20 protein-coding genes are annotated in these 22655 nt (G+C 42.1%); 18 read left to right on the forward strand and 2 right to left on the reverse strand.

All coding sequences use genetic code 11. From position 1 onward, the window contains the following. The first annotated feature begins 453 nt into the window (after nucleotides 1-453). From AAC000_RS10350 to AAC000_RS10375, 6 genes are all read left to right on the forward strand, one after another. Nucleotides 454-3150, forward strand: a complete 2697-nt coding sequence (locus tag AAC000_RS10350) for a TonB-dependent receptor (protein ID WP_339722432.1) — start codon at nucleotides 454-456, stop codon at nucleotides 3148-3150. A gap of 356 nt (nucleotides 3151-3506) precedes the next feature. Next, nucleotides 3507-4964, forward strand: a complete 1458-nt coding sequence (locus tag AAC000_RS10355; RefSeq protein WP_339722434.1) for a hypothetical protein — start codon at nucleotides 3507-3509, stop codon at nucleotides 4962-4964. A gap of 104 nt (nucleotides 4965-5068) precedes the next feature. Beyond that, nucleotides 5069-5446, forward strand: coding sequence for a hypothetical protein (locus AAC000_RS10360; protein WP_339722436.1), 378 nt, complete (start codon nucleotides 5069-5071; stop codon nucleotides 5444-5446). Nucleotides 5447-5542: 96 nt separating this feature from the next. Next, nucleotides 5543-5704, forward strand: a complete 162-nt coding sequence (locus tag AAC000_RS10365) for a hypothetical protein (protein ID WP_339722438.1) — start codon at nucleotides 5543-5545, stop codon at nucleotides 5702-5704. A 465-nt stretch (nucleotides 5705-6169) separates the two neighbouring features. Continuing rightward, complete coding sequence (locus AAC000_RS10370; RefSeq protein ID WP_339722439.1) at nucleotides 6170-6730, forward strand: hypothetical protein; 561 nt, start codon at nucleotides 6170-6172, stop codon at nucleotides 6728-6730. Between the two features lie 218 nt (nucleotides 6731-6948). Then, nucleotides 6949-8103 carry a patatin family protein gene (locus AAC000_RS10375; RefSeq protein WP_339722441.1) on the forward strand — a complete coding sequence of 385 codons (1155 nt, stop codon included), beginning with the start codon at nucleotides 6949-6951 and terminating at the stop codon, nucleotides 8101-8103. Nucleotides 8104-8212: 109 nt separating this feature from the next. Here AAC000_RS10375 and gloA read toward each other — a convergent pair whose 3' ends face one another. Further along, a complete protein-coding gene (gloA, locus tag AAC000_RS10380) occupies nucleotides 8213-8761 on the reverse strand; it encodes a lactoylglutathione lyase (RefSeq protein ID WP_339722443.1) in 549 nt (182 codons plus the stop codon). A 369-nt stretch (nucleotides 8762-9130) separates the two neighbouring features. Here gloA and AAC000_RS10385 point away from each other — a divergent pair, with 369 nt between their 5' ends. Next, nucleotides 9131-10000 (forward strand): DMT family transporter, encoded by an 870-nt coding sequence (locus AAC000_RS10385; protein WP_339722444.1) that lies wholly within the window; start codon nucleotides 9131-9133, stop codon nucleotides 9998-10000. 155 nt (nucleotides 10001-10155) lie between these two features. Here the strand turns inward: AAC000_RS10385 and AAC000_RS10390 are convergent, their stop codons facing one another. Further along, nucleotides 10156-11691, reverse strand: coding sequence for a long-chain fatty acid--CoA ligase (locus AAC000_RS10390; protein ID WP_339722445.1), 1536 nt, complete (start codon nucleotides 11689-11691; stop codon nucleotides 10156-10158). 625 nt (nucleotides 11692-12316) lie between these two features. On the opposite strand from AAC000_RS10390, the gene AAC000_RS10395 reads away from it, so the two are divergent. The 11 genes from AAC000_RS10395 (at nucleotide 12317) to nuoK (ending at nucleotide 22654) form a co-directional block, all read left to right on the forward strand. Further along, nucleotides 12317-12775: a hypothetical protein gene (locus tag AAC000_RS10395; RefSeq protein ID WP_339722447.1), complete on the forward strand. Its 459-nt coding sequence runs from the start codon at nucleotides 12317-12319 to the stop codon at nucleotides 12773-12775. Nucleotides 12776-12940: 165 nt separating this feature from the next. Next, nucleotides 12941-13330, forward strand: coding sequence for an NADH-quinone oxidoreductase subunit A (ndhC, locus tag AAC000_RS10400; RefSeq protein ID WP_339722448.1), 390 nt, complete (start codon nucleotides 12941-12943; stop codon nucleotides 13328-13330). Then, nucleotides 13330-13971, forward strand: coding sequence for an NADH-quinone oxidoreductase subunit B family protein (locus tag AAC000_RS10405; protein WP_339722450.1), 642 nt, complete (start codon nucleotides 13330-13332; stop codon nucleotides 13969-13971). Before ndhC ends, AAC000_RS10405 begins: the two co-directional genes overlap by 1 nt. A gap of 2 nt (nucleotides 13972-13973) precedes the next feature. Further along, the gene (nuoC, locus tag AAC000_RS10410) at nucleotides 13974-15728 is read left to right on the forward strand and encodes an NADH-quinone oxidoreductase subunit C/D (RefSeq protein ID WP_339722452.1); all 1755 of its coding nucleotides are present in this window, start codon (nucleotides 13974-13976) and stop codon (nucleotides 15726-15728) included. Beyond that, entirely contained in the window at nucleotides 15725-16270 is a 546-nt protein-coding gene (nuoE, locus tag AAC000_RS10415) for an NADH-quinone oxidoreductase subunit NuoE (RefSeq protein WP_339722453.1), read from the forward strand. Before nuoC ends, nuoE begins: the two co-directional genes overlap by 4 nt. Beyond that, on the forward strand, nucleotides 16263-17531 hold the full coding sequence (gene nuoF, locus AAC000_RS10420) for an NADH-quinone oxidoreductase subunit NuoF (RefSeq protein WP_339722454.1): 1269 nt from the start codon (nucleotides 16263-16265) through the stop codon (nucleotides 17529-17531). The genes nuoE and nuoF overlap by 8 nt, the downstream gene beginning before the upstream one ends. A 3-nt stretch (nucleotides 17532-17534) precedes the next feature. After that, complete coding sequence (gene nuoG, locus AAC000_RS10425; RefSeq protein ID WP_339722456.1) at nucleotides 17535-20327, forward strand: NADH-quinone oxidoreductase subunit NuoG; 2793 nt, start codon at nucleotides 17535-17537, stop codon at nucleotides 20325-20327. Further along, complete coding sequence (gene nuoH, locus AAC000_RS10430; protein ID WP_339722458.1) at nucleotides 20327-21280, forward strand: NADH-quinone oxidoreductase subunit NuoH; 954 nt, start codon at nucleotides 20327-20329, stop codon at nucleotides 21278-21280. Before nuoG ends, nuoH begins: the two co-directional genes overlap by 1 nt. After that, nucleotides 21265-21798 carry an NADH-quinone oxidoreductase subunit NuoI gene (gene nuoI, locus AAC000_RS10435; RefSeq protein ID WP_339722460.1) on the forward strand — a complete coding sequence of 178 codons (534 nt, stop codon included), beginning with the start codon at nucleotides 21265-21267 and terminating at the stop codon, nucleotides 21796-21798. The genes nuoH and nuoI overlap by 16 nt, the downstream gene beginning before the upstream one ends. Continuing rightward, nucleotides 21795-22352 carry an NADH-quinone oxidoreductase subunit J gene (gene nuoJ / locus AAC000_RS10440; RefSeq protein WP_339722462.1) on the forward strand — a complete coding sequence of 186 codons (558 nt, stop codon included), beginning with the start codon at nucleotides 21795-21797 and terminating at the stop codon, nucleotides 22350-22352. The genes nuoI and nuoJ overlap by 4 nt, the downstream gene beginning before the upstream one ends. Further along, nucleotides 22349-22654: an NADH-quinone oxidoreductase subunit NuoK gene (gene nuoK / locus AAC000_RS10445; RefSeq protein WP_339722464.1), complete on the forward strand. Its 306-nt coding sequence runs from the start codon at nucleotides 22349-22351 to the stop codon at nucleotides 22652-22654. The genes nuoJ and nuoK overlap by 4 nt, the downstream gene beginning before the upstream one ends. The last annotated feature ends 1 nt before the right edge of the window (nucleotide 22655 follow it).

Below are 22655 nucleotides of genomic sequence, written 5' to 3' on the forward strand. Positions count from 1 at the left end.
ATGACATAATTTATGGTCGGTGTTTTTTCTTATTCTCGCTAGTCACAAAGTCAAATTGAAACGCTACTATTTATGTTTCATAACATCCCTATTTACACGACATATTGGTGTCATATATCGGAGGTACAATAACGACTATATAAAAGTTGATTCCCTAAAATAAAATATATTTATGTTAGTGTTTTTTAGAACCTATGTTGTTGCTTGTTATAATCTCTGCTTAAACCATTTAATATTAAGTTTATCGGAATTTTCTAATTTATTAATTGCCAAGTGAACGTGGCACTTTTAATCAATAAAAAGTATTTCGTCATGATACTGCTGTCTTTCTATTACATATCGACAACAGCATATTCATCTATACCCAACGAGCCTCAAAACTGTCACTTTAAACTCGATGCTCCATCAGTAAAGCAAGCACTTATAGATCTTGGAATGACGTGTGGAGTGTCTGTGATCATTAAAGGTAACTTACCTTTTTCTCCAATCGTCCCGGTTAATTACCAAGGCAATAGCACCGTTATTGATGCAATCAAAGCCATATTGCATGATGTGAGTTACACATCAACAATGCTGGATACCAATTTAATTGTCATCCAATTAGGACATACGTCACTTGTCAAAAAAGCGATATCTACAAATGCAACTATTCAAAATGCTACCAGCCCTCTCCCCAACACCGATCCGCAAGAAATCGAGGTGCTTTATATTACCGGCTCTCGCTACAAAAATACTAAGCTGATCTATGATAAACATCACAATAGTTTAATAAGTGATGCCTTATCTCAAGATGAGATAGGCCAATATCCTGATATTAATGTGGCGGATACCGCCAGAAGGATCCCTGGATTAGTCAACATTCGTGACGAAGAAGAAGGAATTAGCCTAGGCATTAGAGGACTCACTCCCGATTTAGTATTAATCACATTAGATAACGGTACCTTCGCATCTGAACCTTCACTCAATATCCGCCGAGATTTTGTGGAAATATTACCTTCTACTCTATTCAAAAGCATACAGGTTCTCAAGACACGCTCTGCTGATATTGACGGTAGTGCTTTAGGAGGCCAGATCAATTTAATTACCCGAAGTGCTTTTGAAACTGACGGTGTTTACACTTTACTGTCAGCAGTAACCGGCGACTTTACTGCTGACAAATATGATGCGTTGAATAATACACCTGCCTATCAATTGAATAGCCTTATCTCAAGCACCTTTGGTAGCAATCAACAATTTGGTTTTGTTTTTGCTGCTAGTTATTTTCAACGCAATCAAGATGAAGAGCGAAACCTGAGTTATTACGACGAACACTTTATCATGCCAACCATGTCGATATGGAATGGAATTGAAGACCAACAAAAAAGATATGGTGGATACGCTAAGATAGAGTTTCGTTCTCCTAAACACTTTAATTCAGAAATAAGCGTTTGGCTTTTTAAGCAGTCAGAAGCCTTTAAACGTGCAAGTTTAGTGTTAAATAGTGAGCTTGCATCATCAGATCCCAATTTATTAGATACTATTGATGTTAATGGCAGTTTTGAGGCATTAATCTCTAGCGATAAAAAACACCATGGTGGTTTTCTCAGTAAAACCAGTTATAACTTTAACAATAATAATACTGCGCAAATACGAATTGGTTTGTCACAAGGTCGTGCTACTGATGGGGACGCGGGTCGTTCAGATACCACCTTTGATTATATTGGTGCTGCAGGTGGATTGGACTATCACTATGCCTTTAATGAAAACGGCATGCCACCTCAATATACTTACCTCAACCCTGAGTTAGCTGAAAACCTCGATAACTATGCTTTAAGCACTGTTGAAACCGATACTGTTGTTAACGATGGTACTGTATTTGACATGGAGACAAACCTGCAACACTATTTTGGGGGCTCTGGCTTTGACCTGAAAACGGGTCTTCGTTATCGGCGTACCGAACGGTCGTACGACCCAAATAATATCGACATTAAATACATCGGTGATTCGCCTCTCTTACTTTCTCAATTTGCAACGCTTTCCAGCCAGTATCGCCCTCCCTATGCGCCGATTAATTCTCCTATCATCGATAATGCGGCGATTATTGCTTATAAAATGGCCAACCCTGCATTATTCAATGATGTCACGAATCAAGATAACCTGCTAAGCAGCGACTTCGAAATTGCTGAAAAGGTCTTCGCCGGTTATGCATCTCTGGGCTATCAAAACGATGAGTTGCAAGCTCATGCTGGCTTAAGAGTTGAAAAAACAGATTTGCTAACCGATGCCTATGCCCGTACCAATGGCATACTTGCCCCGATCCAAGGTAAAAATGATTACACCAACCTCCTACCTTCTGCTGGCCTAACTTACGATTTAAGCCAAGATATTAAAATTCGTGCAAATTACGCCAAAGCCTTGGGCAGACCCAACTTTCCCGACCTCAACCCTGCGCGCACACTCACTGAGTCTGCCGGCATTACCACTATCAAAGAAGGTAATTCCAAGCTAGACCCTAGGGTGGCTGATAATGTTGACTTGTCTTTTGAATATTACTTCGATGAAGGCCGCAGCCTAGCTTCTGTTGCGTTGTTCTATAAAGATATCAAAGATGAAATCTTTACATTACAAACACAAACAACCCAAAATAATGCGCCTGTTATCACCACCCATCCACTCAACGCATCGGATGCTACGTTAAAAGGTCTGGAGCTGAACCTAATTAAAGACCGCTTGGATTTTTTACCCGGTTTTCTGTCTGACTTTGGTGTATCGGTTAATTACACCTTTATCAAAGCCGATGCCACGGTGTTAGCCACCGATGGCTCTGCCAGACAGGTGGATTTTTTAACTGAGCAACCAAGAAATTTAGCCAATGCAGCGCTCTTTTATCAACAAGGGGATTTTGAAGGACGGCTTTCTTATAACCTCACCGGCCGTTACGCCGCATCTATCAACCCCACCAACCCAGATAGCGATGACTTTATTGATGATTTTGACACCATTGATGCGCAATTTCGTTGGCAATTCAATCAGAACTTTACGCTAATGGTAGAAGGCAGAAACCTGACTAATGAAAAAAATGTCAGGTTAACCGGCCCTAATCGTAGTCGTAATGAAGATTATTCTGTCTTTGGGAAAGCTTATTTTGTCGGGGTGACTTACTACTATTAATTATTTTGTTCTGGGAAAAGTAACACCTACTGTCATTTTTTCAATTTCTATAGTCGATAAAAATATAATTTAATCAGGCAGTTACAAAACGATGAATAAAAACCGGACTGATTAAAGCGATATCGATTAAATAAAAGGTGCGGATTTATCTCGGGCCAACGTTTAAGCATACAAGAACTATATAAACGAGGTTTCAGATATAAAAAAAGATCTGCTTGGTTGGCATAATAAATCGGCAAAGTTAGCCTATTAAGCACCAAATTTTTTAATTTATATCAATCAATTTACTAATAGGGGAATAAGTTATGCGGTATGCGTCATTTTTAACTAAAGCATTTTGTTTTTTGATAATACTTATGGGGGTCGCACCATCCATTCAAGCGCAAGACGCTGGGTGGTCTAAATATGATTTTAGTTCCGGTGTTTACCAAAAAAGATGTTCTAAGGCGTTTGGCACAAATGCCACAGACAATTTGAAAAAAATTCGTACTGCAACAACTACAAATCCGGCCATTATAGCGCATCGCGGGGTGTACTCAAAAATGCTACCAGCAACTGAGCATGAAAACGATGGTAAAGGCCTTTTTGCTGCTGAAAATACCATTTTAGCTTTTCAACATGCTCAGTGCTTAGGGTACCCAGGTGTTGAAATTGACTTAAAGTACACCGATGCAATTGGCGCAGAAAAAACTGAGCAAGGTAACAGAGTTTACGATTTATCTAGCAGCTCTAAGTTAATTTTAGCTCACGATGAAAACCTGATGCGTTTTACAAACTTTGGTTGCGATAATGAATTTTTTAATATCGAAAAAGATGCAGAGATTCAAGTAGGCAATCATACAAGTAGATATAAATCTAAAACCTGCCCAAGAATTAGAGATATGCAGGCAAGTACCATAGAAAACAATCTAACATACATGCAAACCTATGACCAAAATGGACGCGTAATGTATAAACCTAATGGAGAGCTGTACAATCCGATAGTTAACAATATAAACAATGATGCGTCTGCAAAAGGCAATTCGTTATTCCTCCGTTACGTATTGAACCAAGCCAAAAATGACAAGACACTCGACCGCTTAATCTGGGTACTTGATATTCAAAATTATCCAACCTTAGCGCTGGCAATAAATGTTGTCAGCGAGCTTAACATGTGGAATCGAGTCATTTTTAAGGTTTGGACTGAGGCGTTAATGGTAAACGTATACAATGGTCAGACTTGGAACTCTGAGCTATATATTCCAGAGTATAGAAAAGCAAACTATGTATTTTCTATAAATAGCATGAATACCGAATTTACCACAGGGAATACTTTGAATTCCCGTGTGTTTATGGACGAGAGTTCCTCTGAAGAACCACGCCAAGAAAAAACATTCCCAACGTATCAGCTAGTGGAGTTGATAAACAGTACATTTATTAAGAATCATCGTGACCGCTTTTTTGGCTTTGAAGTGCTGATTGATAATGGAACAACTCCGAAAGATATCGCGCTCAAACAATTGATACCTACACTTGAAAACTTCCCTACCTTTTCGAGAATTTGGGGAGTGCTTCGTGTCGCTGATTACATTTGTAATGGTGAAACATCACCGAAACCATGCCAATTATCTGGTGGAAAAGATCTCTATGCCACGGGCAAAATTGATGCTTCAAATTCGTGGGTCAGATTATACACTGAAAAACAAGCGACTATAGACGCTCGATGGCAGCACGGCCTCAAAAGTACAGTTCGAACTCAAGATATTCGTGGTAAAGGCGATCCTGAGTTTGTATCACCGGCGAAGACTACAGCAATTCAATCACAGTTACGTTAGCTTCAATCAGTACCGCATAAGGATCGCTTATGTGCTACTGAATCTATGTGAAATCCCAACATTTAACTCTTAAATTTTTAATCAATATAACTTGGAGATAGAGTATGAAAACCCTTAAAACATTAGCAATGGCAGTTGTTGGAATAAGCCTTTTAAGTACACCTGTATACAGTCAACCTGATCCATCAACTGGTAATGGTGCCGGTTGTATTAATGGTGACCTATCAGGAATTATCACAAAAATCACAGTCGGGGATGTTGGTGTTCCAGGTCAAAGTGATGGCTCTAATGAAATATGGTTGCAGTTAGATAACCAAGATTCTTGGTTAGCCATTAACTTGGGGCTTAATATGAATGATGTTGTGGGACCAAGTATGTTGTCTATGTTGCAATTAGCTTTTGTTAGCTCCCTGCCTGTCATACTTTGGGATAAAGACGGTGACTGTATGACCTTTGAAGAAATTACAATTTTGAAACAGTAATTTTCCACCTCAGAAAAAACAATCAATTTGTGGATAAGCTTCTTTCTAGTTTATATTATAATCACTAGTTAGGGGCTTTGTTCCAGCAATTAAAAAATGCCTCACCCAGAAGCCTCCAAATGGCTTAAATCTGTGGCGCTGACTTTATGGTATGAAAGTGTTGTACCTTCGACTGCTAACTTCTCAGGTCAGCAGGTTGCACAAGCCGGTTTTGTATTAGATAAGCTATTACGATATTCCTACCCCCTGCCGAGGTAAAGAACAAGTCAGAAATGTTGTATTACCCACTCTCAATCAAGGCAACAATGCATTAGCTACCACATCAAAAGATCAACTAGCGCAAATATGGGCCGCTGACTGCGATTTAAAGCAGTCATTTAAATTGCTGCTACCCTACCAAAAAAGCATTATCACCACGCAGCTTAAATTTTTCTGCATAAAGTAAACCAACGTCTAAATGCTTTTACGTAATAATTAGCAGAGTAAAAATATGGTTTATTTAGTACATGGTAATTATGCGACATATTACGTCGTAATATACCTATAAACTGAGTGATCTTCCCGTAAAATTGTAGACACTTTGGACTTCCCAGATATTGCTTGAAACCGAAGTGAGGTAAAACACATTCGAAATCGCAAAGCGCACTAAATAATAAAATTATGCTAGGCTTGCCGGCTAATCGTATTTTGTAGTTTGACGCTACTTTGAAAAAAGGTAAGTACATGAAAGTTATCGTCGCCCTCCTTATAATAATTGCCATTGGCGCTGCTCTGTGGTTTTCAAATCCAAGCCCTCAGCAACAAGAGCATTCTAGTGAGACGCAGTCGCTTATACCGGTAATCACTCGGGAACAAATTCTCTCTGCTTCTGATTTAGTGCAAAGCGTTAAACAAGCAATGCAACACAATGATGAAAAAGCAATCGCAAAATGGTTAGACAAAGCGGTAGCAGTAGCAAAAGAAGCAGGACTGTCAAAACAAGACATTGATTACCTTCAGTCAGACGCGGCAAAAAACTATGTGATTTTTCACGCTGAGCGTAGCCAATTTAATGATGCTATCGAGCGGGCTTATTACACATTATTGAGTATCGAAACAATCAAAGAAGATTACCCTCAAGCCAAGGATTTATTTGCGAGCGCCGATAAATTAATAGCCGAGCGCGATAAGCTTATTGAACAAATTGCCACAGAATTGGCAGGCGGCACAACACCGACTGATGTTGATCGCCAGGCTGCGCGTCAACAGTGGGTATCAAGACATGTTAATCCTACTAACAAATAAAGTTTTTACATCATTTCAGTAAACATAGTCACTTTTAAGCGGTTATGTTTACTGATATTCGAGCCACTTAAATTAAAGTCTCCTCCTTGATTTAAAATCCCTTAAAACGATAAATTTATCAATCAAGACGATTGATTCTTTCAATTATCTAAAGGGCATCCCCTTGTTTAAAATAGCACTACTGAAATTACTCATGCCATTACAACAAGAAGGTCTCCATGAAAACCCTAGCTTCAAGCAACGCCATCACTTTAAACAAAACTGCACAGCCTAAGTTAGCGCTGATTGCAGAAGGTGGTGGGCAGCGAGGGATATTCACAGCTGGAGTATTAGACGCTTGGTTACAAGAGGATTATGATCCATTCGACATGTTCTTCGGCACTTCAGCTGGCTCACAAAATATAACCAGCTACCTTGCTCGGCAAAAAGGCTACGCCAAACGCCTCATCCGCGGTTTATCACGGCATAAACGCTTCTTTCACTTAGGCAGAGGTCTAATGGGCAAACATATAGTGGATTTGGATTGGTACTTTGATAAAACGAAAGAAGCGAATCGCGCCATCGATTTCGAAACAGCTAGGCGCACTTTAGGCCAGCGAGAACTCTATATAACCGCCACCAATGCCCGAGATAGAACCCCTCATTTTTTAAGCCCTACAGGCGAAAATCAGCAATGGCGTGAACTACTTAAAGCGTCTAGCGCCTTGCCATTTTTATACAAACAAGGAGTGAAGCTAACCCCCTGGTTAAGCACTTCGGCAGCAAACGAATCAGCAGCCACATCAGAGCAAAACATGACAACACCAAAAACAGACTATTTTCTTGACGGAGGCTTAGCTGCCCCACTTCCTTTAATAGAAGCCTATAAACGTGGCGCTCGCAAAATTGTGGTTATTCGCACTGCCAATGCTGATTTTCAAGGGCAATCGGCTTGGGTCCATAAACTCAAATCTCTGGTGTGTACCCCAGGATTCTGCCCTAAAACCATTGATTATTTAGTTCAACACGAAAAAGCCTATCAACAAGAGCTGGCATTTATCGCGAATCCGCCTGCCGATGTAGAAATTCTGCAAATTTTTGCAGGTGAAAAGCTGCAAAGTAAATTGTTGGGCAGTACAGATAATGATCTTAAACACGATCACAAGGTTGGGATCGCCGCTGGTAAAGCATTTTTGCAACAACATAAGACTATTGAAAACAACAAACTAACAAGGCTCATGCCAGCTAACAAAAGTAAAGGTGTGAACGAGTATGCGCTAAGCCAAATTGACGAAATAAATAAGCATCAGGGGCAAAGTGATTTCGTTGTCGAAAAACGAGTTAACCAACTTGTAGCACGGCAATTGACTCCTCCCCAGCGTTTATCGGCCTAAGTTAGACAGAGCTGGGATTAGCGCAATAGTGATAAAATTAACTGCAAGCAAGATAACAAATAAATGGGCGTACTGATTTACGCCCATTTATTTCAATTCTACTACTAGCCTATTTTTGTAAATGTTCTTTTATAGACTCAGCAACCTTATTGGCATCAAATATCTCAATCCAGTATCCGTCAGGATCTTTGATAAACGCGATGCCTTGCATAACACCATCATTGGGGCGTTTTTGAAAGGGCACGTCTAATGCTTCAAAACGTTGACACGCGGTCTGAAGGTCCGGCACATGAAACCCAATATGACCAAAACCTTTTGGCTCATTATTACCGCTATGATATTGCACACTTTCAGCTGAGTCAGACCAGTTATGAGTGAGTTCTAACATCGCAGGTCGCCCAAAGGTTTGTGCCGTGCGAACGTTTATATCATCGCTGATATCTGAAAAATCATCGCCAGCGCTTAAAAAGTACAAACTAAACTTCATATCAGCAAAATCAAGGCGCTTAACTAAGGTCATGCCCATTACACGGGTATAAAAGTCTAACGAACGCTTTGGGTCAGCGATACGCAACATTGTTTGGTTAAACACATAACCATCTGTGGCTAGATCTTTATCTTCATAAAGGCCCTCTGCCTTATCAAAATGACGACTCATAAACTCAATTCCTTAACTGTTAATTCACGGTTGTACTCAAAATGGGGATACTGAAGTGTATTCACAACATCGAATAACAAAAACCCCGTGCTTACTTAGAGTCCCTTGTTAAATTCAACGCATCTATTTTAATTGCAGCTCCTCATAATCTTCAAGCCGCTCTACCTGAGTGCCTAAAAAAGTAGTGACTGCTGTGCAATAGGTTGGGATTGATCAGTCGTTATCCTTGATAACTAATTTAAGGGTATGCAAATGATTATTACAGTTGTTATAGCTGTTGACGCTAACAAGATTAATTTCTGCCGAGTTTGAAGTTCCTCTGTTAGAATGCCGATACTTCGCTAGTATATTTTTCTGGACATTTTCTCGATGCAAATCAATCGTATACTTCTGACTGCAATTGCCAGCGTTTTGCTGGCTATGGTGACTATCCAGTCAGGGGCGTCTATTGCCAAACAACTTTTTCCTTTGGTTGGGCCTGAAGGTACCACAGCTCTACGTTTAGGTTTTGCCGCTGCATTACTTTGGTTAATATTTAGACCATGGCGGAAATTGCCACAGGGTCGCGATTGGCGCAGTATTATTGTTTACGGCTTGTGTTTAGGCGGGATGAATATTCTGTTTTACTTGTCAATTGAGCGCATTCCATTAGGCATCGCAGTTGCACTTGAATTTACAGGGCCTTTAGCCGTAGCCTTGTTTTCTTCTAAACGTAAAAGTGATCTTTTCTGGGTCGCTTGTGCCACACTAGGAATTTTTCTGCTGTTGCCTAATTTATCAGAGACCCAAGGGTTAGATCTTAGCGGTGCACTAATGGCCCTAGGAGCAGGTGCTTGCTGGGCTGGATACATCTTGTTTGGCACGCGAACTGATAAACAAGCGTCGGGTGGCATTACAGTGGCACTAGGTATGACAGTTGCAGCCATTGTGATTGTACCCATTGGCGCAGTTAGCCAAGGCTTAGCATTAATTAGTTGGGAAGTTTTGCCCCTTGGTTTATTGGTGGCAGTATTATCTAGTGCCTTGCCTTATACCTTAGAAATGGTTGCCCTTAGGAACATGCCAACGCAGACCTTCAGTATATTTATGAGTTTAGAGCCTGCAATTGCCGCATTAGCGGGGCTTGCAATTTTAGGCGAGCATTTGAGCCTGTTACAATGGGCTGCCATTGCTATGATTATTGTAGCGTCAATCGGCAGCAGTTTTACCCCTAAAAAAGCCGTCGATATGGGGGTATAGATCTTTAAAAACTAATGAGGCACATTGGATGCCTCATATTAAAAAAACTAAAAAAGGCTTATCGAAAGATAAACCTGTTTCATTGGTATTAGTGAGACAGTAAACCTCACAATGGCAGATAGCGCTCTACCCAATAGACGGATTTGTCTTCATTGTCATTTCTCTGCTAGCTCTTCTTTGAGTACAAACTTCAATACCTTGCCTGCTGGATTTCGTGGTAGTTCAGGCACTTTATGTAACTTAATGGGTAATTTATAACGAGCTAAATGTGCTTCGGCAAAGCTTCGTAACTCTTCTAAACTCAGATCAGCACCTTCCACAACGGCAATCACGGCTGTCACTGCTTCCCCCCATTTTTCATCTGGTAAACCAATGACTGCGACTTCAGCGATTAATTCATGTTTATACAGGACACTTTCAACCTCGGCGGGATATACGTTTTCGCCACCGGTTATCACCATATCTTTGAGTCGGTCACAAATAAATAAGAAACCATCTTCATCAAGATAACCTATGTCGCCAGAATGAAACCACCCTTGGGCATCTATAGCTTTAGCCGTGGCCTCTGGTTGATTCCAATATCCTTTCATCACATTTGCACCTGAAATACAAATTTCGCCATGCTCCATTGCAGCCAATTCTTGGTTATCATCATTGACTATTTTTAATGCCGAATAAAAAGCGGATTGCCCCGCTGAGCCTAGTTTACTTATTGCCCATTCTGGTGTGAGCAAAGAAGCGAAAGGAGAAGTTTCAGTTAAACCGTATCCTTGGCAAAAGTTAATTTCACGTTTCGAATATAAGCTCAAAAGTGACTCAGGAACTGGCGCGGCACCACATACCAGCATCTTGATGCTACTTAGATCAGTGTTATCAAACTCAGGGTGTTGTGACATAAATAAAAACATCGCAGGCGCACCAAACATACTGGTTACTTTGTACCTTTGGATATATTGTAAAACTAAAGCAGGATCAAAATTTCTAACTAAGACTAAGGTTGAACCCATCATAAAACTTTGTATTGTCATGACGTTCAAACCTGCAATATGAAACAAAGGAGCAGCCGTTAACACAACATCATCTCTGGCGCCGCCATAAGACAATTGCGCATTAATGTTATTCCACATTATATTGCCGTGACTGAGCATAACGCCTTTTGGTAACCCTGTTGTGCCAGAGGTATACATAATGACACTAGTATCATGCTGATCAACAGATACAGGGTGTGCCAGTGCACCTGATAACGCTCGTTCATCTGTCAAAGAACGCCAACCAGCCAGGTTAGACTCGGCACCAAAATACTCTCGACAACATAACTCATTTTTTACAGGATTTATGACTTCTTGCATGGGCGCATCACAGACTAGGGTGTGCACTCCCGCATCGTTAATGATAAATGTTAACTCTTCGGCAGTAAGACGAAAATTTAGAGGTACAAAAATAGCGCCTAAGGCATTTGTGGCAAAAAAAGTTTCAAGGAAAGTAGGCTGATTAAAACCAATAAAAGCCACCCTGTCCCCCATACACACACCACACTGCTGCAACAATTGAGCCTGCTGCCTAACACGTTGTGAAAAGTCACCATAGGTAAAGCTTTTGTCTTCAAAAATCAGTGCGGTTCGTTCCGGATTTAATTGCCCGCGACGTAACATACCCATCGCAATATTGGGTTCGATTTCAGGTTTATGCATAGAATTCCCGTTGTAATGTAATTCTCTAAGTGATTTGTGTTAACACTGAGATAACAAATAAAAAAACGCAAGATAATTTCGTCTAATATAAAAAACAAATAGCGATTGTTGAAATATGCCTAAATCGTTTAATTTCCAGACTCTTCATAACTGATGATAGGTAAATCAAAAACATCAAATTGACTCAAGACCTTCAAGCACTGAAAAATAACTCAAAGAGAATGTACATTACTCATAGTTGTTATGAGAGCTATTGACTGATCATTTACTCCTGTTTCCATTAATGAAGAGCTCAAATAATGTTAACTTTCGCATATATAACGTGATACTCAACTGACTTTTATTGCAGCAAAAAAAGCCTCATATCTCTCTTTTTAACAACAACTAACTCTGGGCGAAAGTCCCATGACACATAAACTTTAGCTCATAATTCACCGTCAACTACTCGCTACTCAGACAACAATGACGACAAAAACATCAATCAAATAGTACAAAATACATACAAATATCAGTATCTTCTGATTAAATATTGAGCTAATGTTAAATTATTGTAAATATTTTTAGTTCGTTTTATTTCTAATTTTTATGTGCCAAAAACCTGAGTTTTGCAATAGGAAATAGATTGATGAGTCACTTTTCACAAGTACACGAATTGCTTCTACATAATCAACATTTACACTCACGAACCGCAGAGTTCTATAGCGTTTTATCGAATCAAGCTAAAAATGAGCGAGTCAAAATGTTGCTTTGCACTTTAGTAAAACATGAATCGGAACTGTCCTCATCTCTACAGAACTATATTAAAAAAGCACCCAGCAAAATACTCAATACTTATTTTCAATTTGATCATGAAAGTAACGTCGAAGAATTGTTTGTCATTCGTTTTGAGGCAGCACAAATTAATACTAATGACGTGCAAAAAATAGCTAGCGCTTTCGACGATTATTTTTGTCATCTGTACTCAGAAATGCAGGAAACCGTCGACTGTGTTGAGGTACAGGACTTATTTGCAAATTTGCATGAACACATGATGGATGAAAAAAAGAAATTATCCATAGACATATATTCGATGCTGGATATGTAAGCCTTTGAGTAATGAGACATGCACTGTCAATAGGTGTTTAGCCATTTGAGGAACAACTTGAAATTAGTACAACCCTTGAGGACCTGATTGCGATTGAATCCAAAAGGGGCGATTTCGGCGTTAACGACCGAAAAGAACTAAAACGTATTTTTTGGGGGAATAAACATGATACAAACACTGGGCGAACTGTGGCCGATTCTGTTGTATTTCACTTTTACACTTTTGTTATTGGTCGCTGTGATGTTTGCGTCGTCATTGTTAGGACCAAGAACAAAAGGCCATTCTACTCACTTGCCCTATGAATCTGGCATTTTGTCTCTGGGTAATGCGCGCGTTAAGTTTGCCAATCACTTTTTTCTATATGCCATTTTTTTCGTTATTTTCGATCTAGAAACCCTTTATCTTTTCGCTTGGGCTATCTCCTTTGAACAGGTTGGTGTGGCCGGCTTTATCGAAGCCCTTGTATTTATGATTATTCTGTTAGTCGCCCTTGTTTATTTATGGCGTATTGGCGCACTCAACATGCTTAAAAGACACTTGCCGGAGCAACACTAATGGATTGGAATCTCAGCGACCCTAATAAAATGTCACAACACATCCCGGTTTTTGATAAAAGTGTCCAAGAAGATATTAAAAAGAATGTCATATTTACAACCTTAAACAATATGATTAATTGGGGTCGAAAAAATTCCATCTGGCCATTTAACTTCGGTTTATCATGTTGTTACGTAGAAATGGCAACCAGTTTTACTGCCAGACACGATATCGCACGTTTTGGTGCAGAAGTAATACGGGCCACACCACGAGAAGCAGACTTGATTGTGATTTCTGGCACCGTATTTCGCAAAATGGCACCTGTAGTGAAACATTTATACGACCAATTACTCGAACCCAAATGGGTCATATCCATGGGCTCTTGTGCCAATTCTGGCGGTATGTACGACATATATTCGGTGGTACAAGGCGTAGATAAAATATTGCCTGTAGATGTGTACGTACCAGGTTGCCCACCGCGCCCAGAAGCATTGATGCAAGGCTTAATGTTATTGCAAGATGCGATTGGCCGTGAGCAGCGTCCGCTAAGTTGGGTGGTGGGTGAGCAAAATGTCAGCCAAATTGAAAAACCCAGCCAACGAGATATTCATAATGCGCAGCGTATGCGAGCTCGAGATCTCACTCCTCCGGATAGAGTGTAATCATGGTGCAATCGTCGAAGTCAGATTTACTTGCTGAAATCCAGCCTTGGTTGGCAGATTCTGTGTTGTTCGAAGAACCAACTGTCGATGAGATCCCCACAATTTGGGTAACAGCACAAGATCTTCAACTGTTGTGTGATGTGCTGCGCCGCAAGCTTAAGCAACCTTTTGATTTTCTATTTGATTTAACCGCAATAGATGAAACCACTCGTCAGCATAAGGTGATCCCACTTAGACGAGATTTCACTGTTGTGTACTTGTTTAGATCCTATGCCCGTAATCAGGATATACGCATTAAGGTAGCCTTGACTGCGGATGCAAAAGAAGTCGCAAGTGTTAGCTCTATTTGGCCCAATGCAAATTGGTATGAACGGGAAGTATGGGACTTGTTCGGCATAAAATTTACAAATCATCCTTGTTTAAGGCGCATCATGATGCCCACAACTTGGAAGGGACACCCTTTATGTAAAACCCATCCTGCCCGCGCTACCGAGATGGGTGAATACAGTTTGCCCGATGACTTACGAGACCTAGAACAAGAAGCCTTAAAGTTCAATCCAGCTGACTGGGGCTTAAAACCACAAGGTAATCCTGAAGAATTTATGTGGCTGAATTTGGGGCCCAATCATCCCAGTGTCCATGGTGTTTTTAGGATCATGCTACAACTAGACGGTGAAGAAATTGTCGAAGCCATTCCAGATATCGGCTACCACCATCGCGGTGCAGAAAAAATGGCTGAACGCCAAAGTTGGCATTCTTATATTCCTTACACAGATCGCATTGATTATTTGGGCGGAGTAATGAATAACCTGCCCTACGTGATGGCAGTGGAAAAACTAGCCGGCATAGTTGTCTCTGAGCGAGTCAAGGTCATTAGAGTGATGCTCTGTGAGATGTTTCGCATCCTTAGTCATTTGCTTTTTTATGGCACCTTCGCTCAGGATATCGGCTCTTTATCCCCTATTTTTTATATGTTTGTGGACCGGGAAAAATTGTTCGGCATTGTTGAAGCCATTACTGGCGCTCGGATGCATCCGGCTTGGTTTAGAATTGGTGGACTAGCGGCTGACTTACCCAAGGGTTGGGACAAGTTGGTTACTGAATGGCTAGATTATATGCCAGCCCGTTTGGCTGATTACGACCAGATGGTGATGCAAAATAGTTTAATCAAAAAGCGGGCTGTGGGCATAGGTGCCTACGATACCGCCACTGCCATTGCCTGGGGTGTCACTGGACCTGGACTACGTGCCACAGGGTTTGACTGGGACTTACGAAAACAACGCCCTTATTCTGGTTACGAAAACTTTGATTTTGATGTGCCCTTAGGTTCCAGGGGGGATAGTTATGATCGCTGCGCTGTTCGGGTGGAAGAAATGCGTCAAAGTATGCGCATCATTCGTCAATGTGTGCAAAACATGCCGGAAGGTCCCTACAAAGCAGATCATGTATTAACTACCCCGCCTCCAAAAGAACACACTATGCAAGATATAGATACCCTTATTCCACATTTCTTAGGGGTCAGTTGGGGACCAGTCATACCTGCAGGTGAAGCCATGATGGAAGTTGAAGCCACCAAAGGTAGTAATGCCTACTACCTTACAAGTGACGCCAGCACTATGAGTTATCGCACCCGTATTCGTACGCCTTCCTTCCCACATTTACAAATGATCCCGGTGATGGCCAAAGGTCAAATGATTGCCGATTTAATTGCCACTATTGGCAGTATAGATTTTGTTATGGCGGACGTAGACAGATGAGCAGTGTAATACCAATCAAACAAGTCGACCTTGCTAGCCAGCCAGAGGTAGATTACCGCGAGGTGCTTAGCGACAAAGAAATTGCAGCTATTGAACATGAATGTGCTTTATATGAAATTCGCCCCGCGGCAGCTATTGATGCGCTGCAAATTGTGCAGCGGGAGCGCCGCTGGATCAGTGACCAAAGCCTGTATGCTATAGCCAATATGTTAGGCATGTCGGCCACGGAATTAGAAGGGGTGGCCACCTTTTATAATCTGATTTACCGCCATCCTGTTGGCGAACATGTGATCCATTTATGCAACAGTGTTAGTTGCTGGTTAAATGATTATCAAACTATCGCTGCTCACCTCTGTAAGACACTCAAAATCGAGTTTGGTGAAACCAGTCAGGATGGAAAAATCACTTTACTGCCTAATGTCTGCTTGGGATGTTGTGATAAGGGTCCCGCCATGATGTTAGATGGTGAGTTAGTTGAAAACCTAGATGTCGAGGCAATCGATAAACTTCTACATGGATTAAGTGGAGGTGATAATGCATAAGCCATTAAGTCAGTATCTTGATCTAAACAATCCACAAAACTTGGCTGCGTATCAGGGCACTGGAGGTTATCAAGGCTTTAGTCATGCGTTAAAGATACCACCGCAAGAAGTGCAACAACTAGTCACAGACGCCAAACTAAAAGGCCGTGGCGGTGCAGGATTTATGACAGGTATGAAGTGGAGCTTTGTGCCTATGGGAGAGGATGCCCCCAAAAATAAATACCTAGTGTGCAACGCAGACGAAATGGAGCCCGGTACCTTTAAAGATCGCTGGTTGATGGAAGGCGCCCCCCATTTATTAATAGAAGGCATGATGATTGCGGCTTATGCCATAGGCGCTGACGTGGCTTATATCTTTTTACGGGGCGAATATAAGCTTTGTGCCACCCGCTTACAACAAGCCATAGATGAAGCCCAAGCCGCCGGATTGCTAGGAGATAACATCAAAGGTAGTCAGTATTCATTAAAATTACATCTACACACTAGCGCTGGGCGTTACATCTGCGGTGAAGAAACAGCGCTAATTAATGCATTAGAAGGTAAGCGCGCCAATCCCCGAGCCAAACCGCCTTTTCCACAAGTGGTAGGTTTATTTGGCCGGCCCACTATAGTGAACAACTGCGAAACCCTATGCAACCTACCCGGTATTTTGAAAAATGGCGTGGAATGGTACAGCCAACTATCGGGCGGCGAAGACACAGGTAACAAAATTTATGGTATCAGTGGCAGAGTCAAAAATGCGGGCTTATGGGAACGTCCCATGGGTACCACTGCGAAACAAATCCTAGAATTAGCAGGTGGCATGCAAGCGGGTTTAACTCTTCGAGGCTGGTTACCAGGTGGCGCTTCCACTGACTTTTTATTACCTGAACATCTGGATACCCCCATGGAATATGACGCCATTTCCAAAGTTGGCAGTCGTATGGGTACAGGGGTGATTATTGCCTTAGATGATAGACATTGTCCGGTAGGTATGATCTTAAATTTATTGAAATTTTTTGCCCAAGAGTCCTGTGGCTGGTGCACGCCTTGCCGTGACGGATTGCCATGGGCAGTAGAAATATTAACGCGCATAGAAGCTGGTCAAGGCTCACAAGATGACTTGGATGCTTTACAGCAATTGTGTGGGTTTATGTGGATAGGTAAAACCTTCTGTGCTCTGGCACCCGGTGCGGTCGAGCCCTTGCGCAGTGGTATGAAATATTTCGCCGATGATTTTCAGCAACATATTGATCACAAGGGGTGTCCTCACAGACATTAATTTATGGCCAAAATTTTTATTGATAACCAAGAATATAGGGTACAGGACGGGCAAAACCTGTTGCAAGCTAGTTTGTCCTTGAAATTGGATCTGCCCTATTTTTGCTGGCATCCAGCTATGGGCTCGGTTGGCGCCTGTCGGCAATGTGCCATGACTCAATATCAAGACGAAAATGATACCCGTGGACGCATGATCGTGGCTTGCATGACTCCTGTTTCAGAAGGCATGCGGGTTAGCATGCAACAGCCTGCCGAGAAGGAGTTTCGAGAGCAAAATATTGCGGCATTAATGACTCATCATCCCCATGATTGCCCTGTTTGCGCCGAGGGTGGCGAATGCCATTTACAAGATATGACAGTCATGACTGGTCATCATGAACGGCATTACAAGGGTAAAAAGACCACCTTTGTGAATCAAGATCTCGGCCCGCTAATAAAACACGAAATGAATCGCTGCATTACCTGTTACCGCTGCGAACGATTTTACAAAGATTATGCTGGAGGCTCAGATTTAGCGGCGCAGGCCTCAAGTAATAAAGTGTATTTTGGCCGTCAAAGTGACGGTACTTTGCAAAGTGAATTTGCTGGAAACCTAGTTGAAGTGTGTCCAACTGGCGTGTTTACCGACAAACCTTTTGGGGATCATTATAGTCGTAAGTGGGATTTACAAACCGCTCCTTCGGTATGCCAGCACTGTTCGATTGGTTGCAACACTAGCTTGTCAGAACGCTACGGCTCGGTGCGTCGGGTCACCAATCGTTTTAATGAGCATCTCAATGGCTATTTTCTGTGTGATCGTGGCCGTTATGGTTTCTCTTATGTGAATAATGAGGCGCGCCGTCTCACCATCACTTTAGATGGACAGCAGAGTATATGGGCTGAAACCGCGTTAAAAGTGCGACTAAAAAATACCAATAAATGGATTGGCATTGGCAGTAGCCAAGCCAGTTTAGAAGATAATTTTGCACTGCAACAACTGGTAGGGAGAGAAAACTTTAATCCCGGACTTGATGCCCAACAAGAAACCTTATTGTCTACCCACATGGCGATATTGAATCAGTGGCAAGCACCGAGTTTGGCTCAAATGGAGCAAGCTGACGCTATAGTGATTCTAGCTGAAGACGTCAACAATAGCGCGCCGCGCATCGCCTTATCTCTTCGCCAAGCCTTGCTTAACAATGCTCGTGAGCAAGCTGAAAAATTAAGGGTACCAAGCTGGCAAGATGCTGCAGTCAGAGCAATTAAGCCGAATCATCCTGTTCCTTTGGCCATTTATGGTTATGGCGAAAATGATCTCACTAAACAAGCCACTATTCACTTAGTTTGCACGCCTAAACAAGCTGCTGAGCAAGGTTTTTTATTGGCCAACCTACTCATCAACAGAGCCCCAAAACCCAAAGTCAGTAAAGTTGCTCCGCAAACACTTAAACTACTTGAGATCCTCAAAGTAGCCAAACGCCCGTTGATCGTTGCCGGCTGGTCAGCCAATCACCCAGCCCTGTTAGCCGCCGCCAGCAATATTCGTAACGCCCTAAAAATGCACAAGACTGGATCAGACCACATCCAAGATGACGCTATGTTATGCATAGTGCCCCCCGAGGCAAATACCTTAGGTTTAGGTTTATTAACTCAAGGGGGATATTTGAGCGTAGATGACTTAAACGGTGAAAATAAGCATCTTGAAAAAACCAACTTACTGGTGCTTGACCATACTACACCTGCCTTTGCTAATAGGCTCGATGTGTGGCGACAAAGTACCGACAATCTAGTTCGATTAAGCCAACTCGGTACACCTAGAATCGACGAAATAAACCTGCCTGTGTCCAGTTTTAGTGAATGCAGTGGTTCAGAGCTAAACTATCAGGGTTTAATCCAATCTCACTTACCCGCAACCAAACCATCAGGGCAATGTTTACCAAGCTGGCAATGGCTAGTGAATATCGCCAGGTTACGTCAGCATACTCTTGGCAAAGTCGATAATTTAGGGCAACTGCGGGATTTACTCAATCAAGAACACCCGCAACTTAGCGCGCACTTCAATCAACATAATCAAACCCCAATGGCGTTACAGACACCAAGAACCAGTGGTCGCACGGCTATGTTGGCCAATCAAACCGTACATGAGCCTAAACCTTTTATTGAAATAGGTGCGCCTTATAAACACAGCATGGAAGGTATACAAGCAGGGCAATCAAAAGACTTCCCCATGGCTTATAGCTGGTCACCAGGTTGGAATTCAAATCAGTCAAACCATAAATTTCGCGATGAATACCGAGGCGCTGAGCTACGTCAACAAGAAGGAGTGCTGTGTATAGGTGCAAAACACAACGACCAATGGTTTAAATGGCAAACCCCTTGGTCAAAAAGCAGTAAAGCACAATGGCAAATATTGCCGCTTCAAAAAGTATTTGGCAGCGATAATTTAAGTTTACATGCTCTGCCAATAGCCCAGCTAAAAGTGCAAGCACAAATTGTTTTGCGTCCAGAGGATGCTGAGAAATTAAATTTTAGCGTTGGGCAACTGATTTACTGTGATGACAAGTCTACACCTTTGGAATTGACAATCAGTCACTCTGTGCCCAAAAGCTGTGTTGTGGTCTATGTGCCAGCTGATCAACTCTTTGAAATAAGCCAATGTGATCAACTTACCGCGGCAACCAGTAAACAGACATCAACATACAAAACACACCTTTTACAGCAACAAGCTGAGCAAGTAACAAACAAACAGCAACAAAGAGATCGCTTACTGACGCAAGATCAAACCATCCCTATCCATTTTATAGAGGGAGTAAGCTGATGCCTGAATTAGACCTGATGATAATGATCGCCCTTATGGTGGCGATCTTGGTACCTACAGCCGCTATGTTAGTCTGGTTCGAACGACGTTTGTTAGGCTTTTTCCAACAAAGGTACGGGCCAAATCGAGTGGGATATTTTGGCATTTTGCAATCTTTGGCTGACCTCATAAAAATCCTCTTTAAACACGACTGGATCCCTCCTTTTGCCGACCGGCCAGTATTTGTATTAGCCCCCCTTATAGGCGCAATGGCAATTTTAATGAGTTTTGCTGTGGTGCCCATGGCACCGGGACTAGTGGTCTCAGACAGTAATATTGGCTTGTTGTTTTTTTTGGCCATGACTTCAATGGCGGTTTACTCAGTGGTATTAGCGGGTTGGGCTTCTAACAACAAATATGCTGTATTAGGAGGCATGCGTGCTGCCGCACAGACCATCAGTTATGAAGTGTTTATGGGTGTGTCACTGCTAGGTGTGGTGATTTTAAGCGGCAGTTTCAGATTAAGCGATATTGTACTGGCACAACAAGATATGTGGTTTGTGTTCCCACAATTTATTGGTTTTGTGGTGTTTATTATTGCCGGAGTCGCAGAAAGTCATAGATTGCCTTTTGATCTCCCCGAGGCGGAAACCGAATTGACAGCAGGTTTTCATACAGAATATTCGGGGATTAAATTTGCTTTGTTCTTTCTCGGTGAGTATCTCGGCATGATGTTGATTTCGATGATGATCACTACCCTATTTTTAGGTGGCTGGATGGGCCCTTGGTTACCGCCTTTTGTGTGGTTTGTATTAAAAACCATGAGCCTAATTTGTTTCTTTATTCTACTCAGAGCAGCGTTACCTCGTCCTCGCTTTGATCAACTCTTAGAGTTTGGTTGGAAATGGATGTTACCACTGGCACTACTTAATTTAGTGGGCACTGCTGTGGTCAAGTTATGGGGGGATTTTTAATCATGCATACCCAAATTAGAACCATGTGGACGGTTTTCAAACATTTGTTTGATAGAACAGATACGGTTCAATACCCAGAAGAAAAACCCTATTTGGCACCTCGTTATCGCGGCAGAATTGTGCTGACCCGAGATCCTGATGGCGAAGAGCGTTGTGTTGCCTGTAATTTGTGTGCCGTAGCCTGTCCGGTGGATTGTATATCCCTGCAGAAAACCGAAGACAATCATGGTCGCTGGCGAGCGGACTTTTTCCGTATCAATTTCTCGCGCTGCATTATGTGTGGATTATGCGAAGAGGCTTGCCCTACCTATGCCATTCAACTAACGCCTGATGTGGAAATGGCCGAATACGACAGACAAAACATGGTCTACGAAAAAGAGCACCTGTTGATTGATGGCTCAGGTAAATATCCTGATTACAACTTTTATCACCATGCCGGAATTAGCGTGAAAGGCAAAGACAAAGGACAGGCCGATCAAGAAAAACCTCCCACCGATGTAAGGAGCTTAATGCCGTGAATATTGAGAGTGGCCAATTATTATTCTATGTGAGTGGCACTATTGCCCTGCTAGCTAGCCTATTAGTTGTCACCAATAAAAACGCCGTACACGCTTTGCTGTATTTGGTAGTGAGTCTATTAGCTTTGGCCATGTGTTTTTATTTGCTGGGAGCCCCTTTTGCCGCGGCCTTGCAAATTATCGTTTATGCCGGTGCGATTATGGTGTTATTTGTATTTGCGGTGATGATTTTTAATATTAATCAAACCGACATCGACCGAGAGAAACATTGGTTAACATGGCAGATCTGGGTTGGCCCAACTCTCTTAACCTTGGTGTTACTGGGCGAAATAGCCTTTGTAATCTTATCTCAGCAAAACTGGGGCGCAGATCCATCCGCTGTTGCGGAAATAGAATTAGTGGATGCTAGAGCCGTGGGTACGCTATTGTTTGGTCCTTATTTGCTGGCGGTTGAAATAGCCTCTTTCTTACTCTTGGCTGGCCTAGTAGGTGGTTATCACCTAGCAAAAGCCCTTCCCCCACAGACCTCTAAACACGGGGGTAACGCTTCATGACTATTCCTATTGAACATGGTTTTGTGTTGGTTGCGCTGCTTTGGGCTATCGGGCTAGTGGGTTTATTGAGCCGCAAAAACACCTTATTTATGCTGATGTCCATGGAGATCATGCTCAATGCAGGCGCTTTGGCATTTATTCTGGCAGGTAGTGTTTGGCAGCAAGCGGATGGGCAGGTTATCTATATATTGATCTTGAGTATTGCCGCTGCCGAAGTAGGACTAGGCTTGGCCTTACTGATCCGTTTACGTCAACACATTGGTGACTTGGATATTGATAAATTAGATGAGATGAAGGAGTGAA

The organism is uncultured Paraglaciecola sp. (assembly GCF_963977085.1).
In the GTDB taxonomy this organism is placed as follows: domain Bacteria; phylum Pseudomonadota; class Gammaproteobacteria; order Enterobacterales; family Alteromonadaceae; genus Paraglaciecola.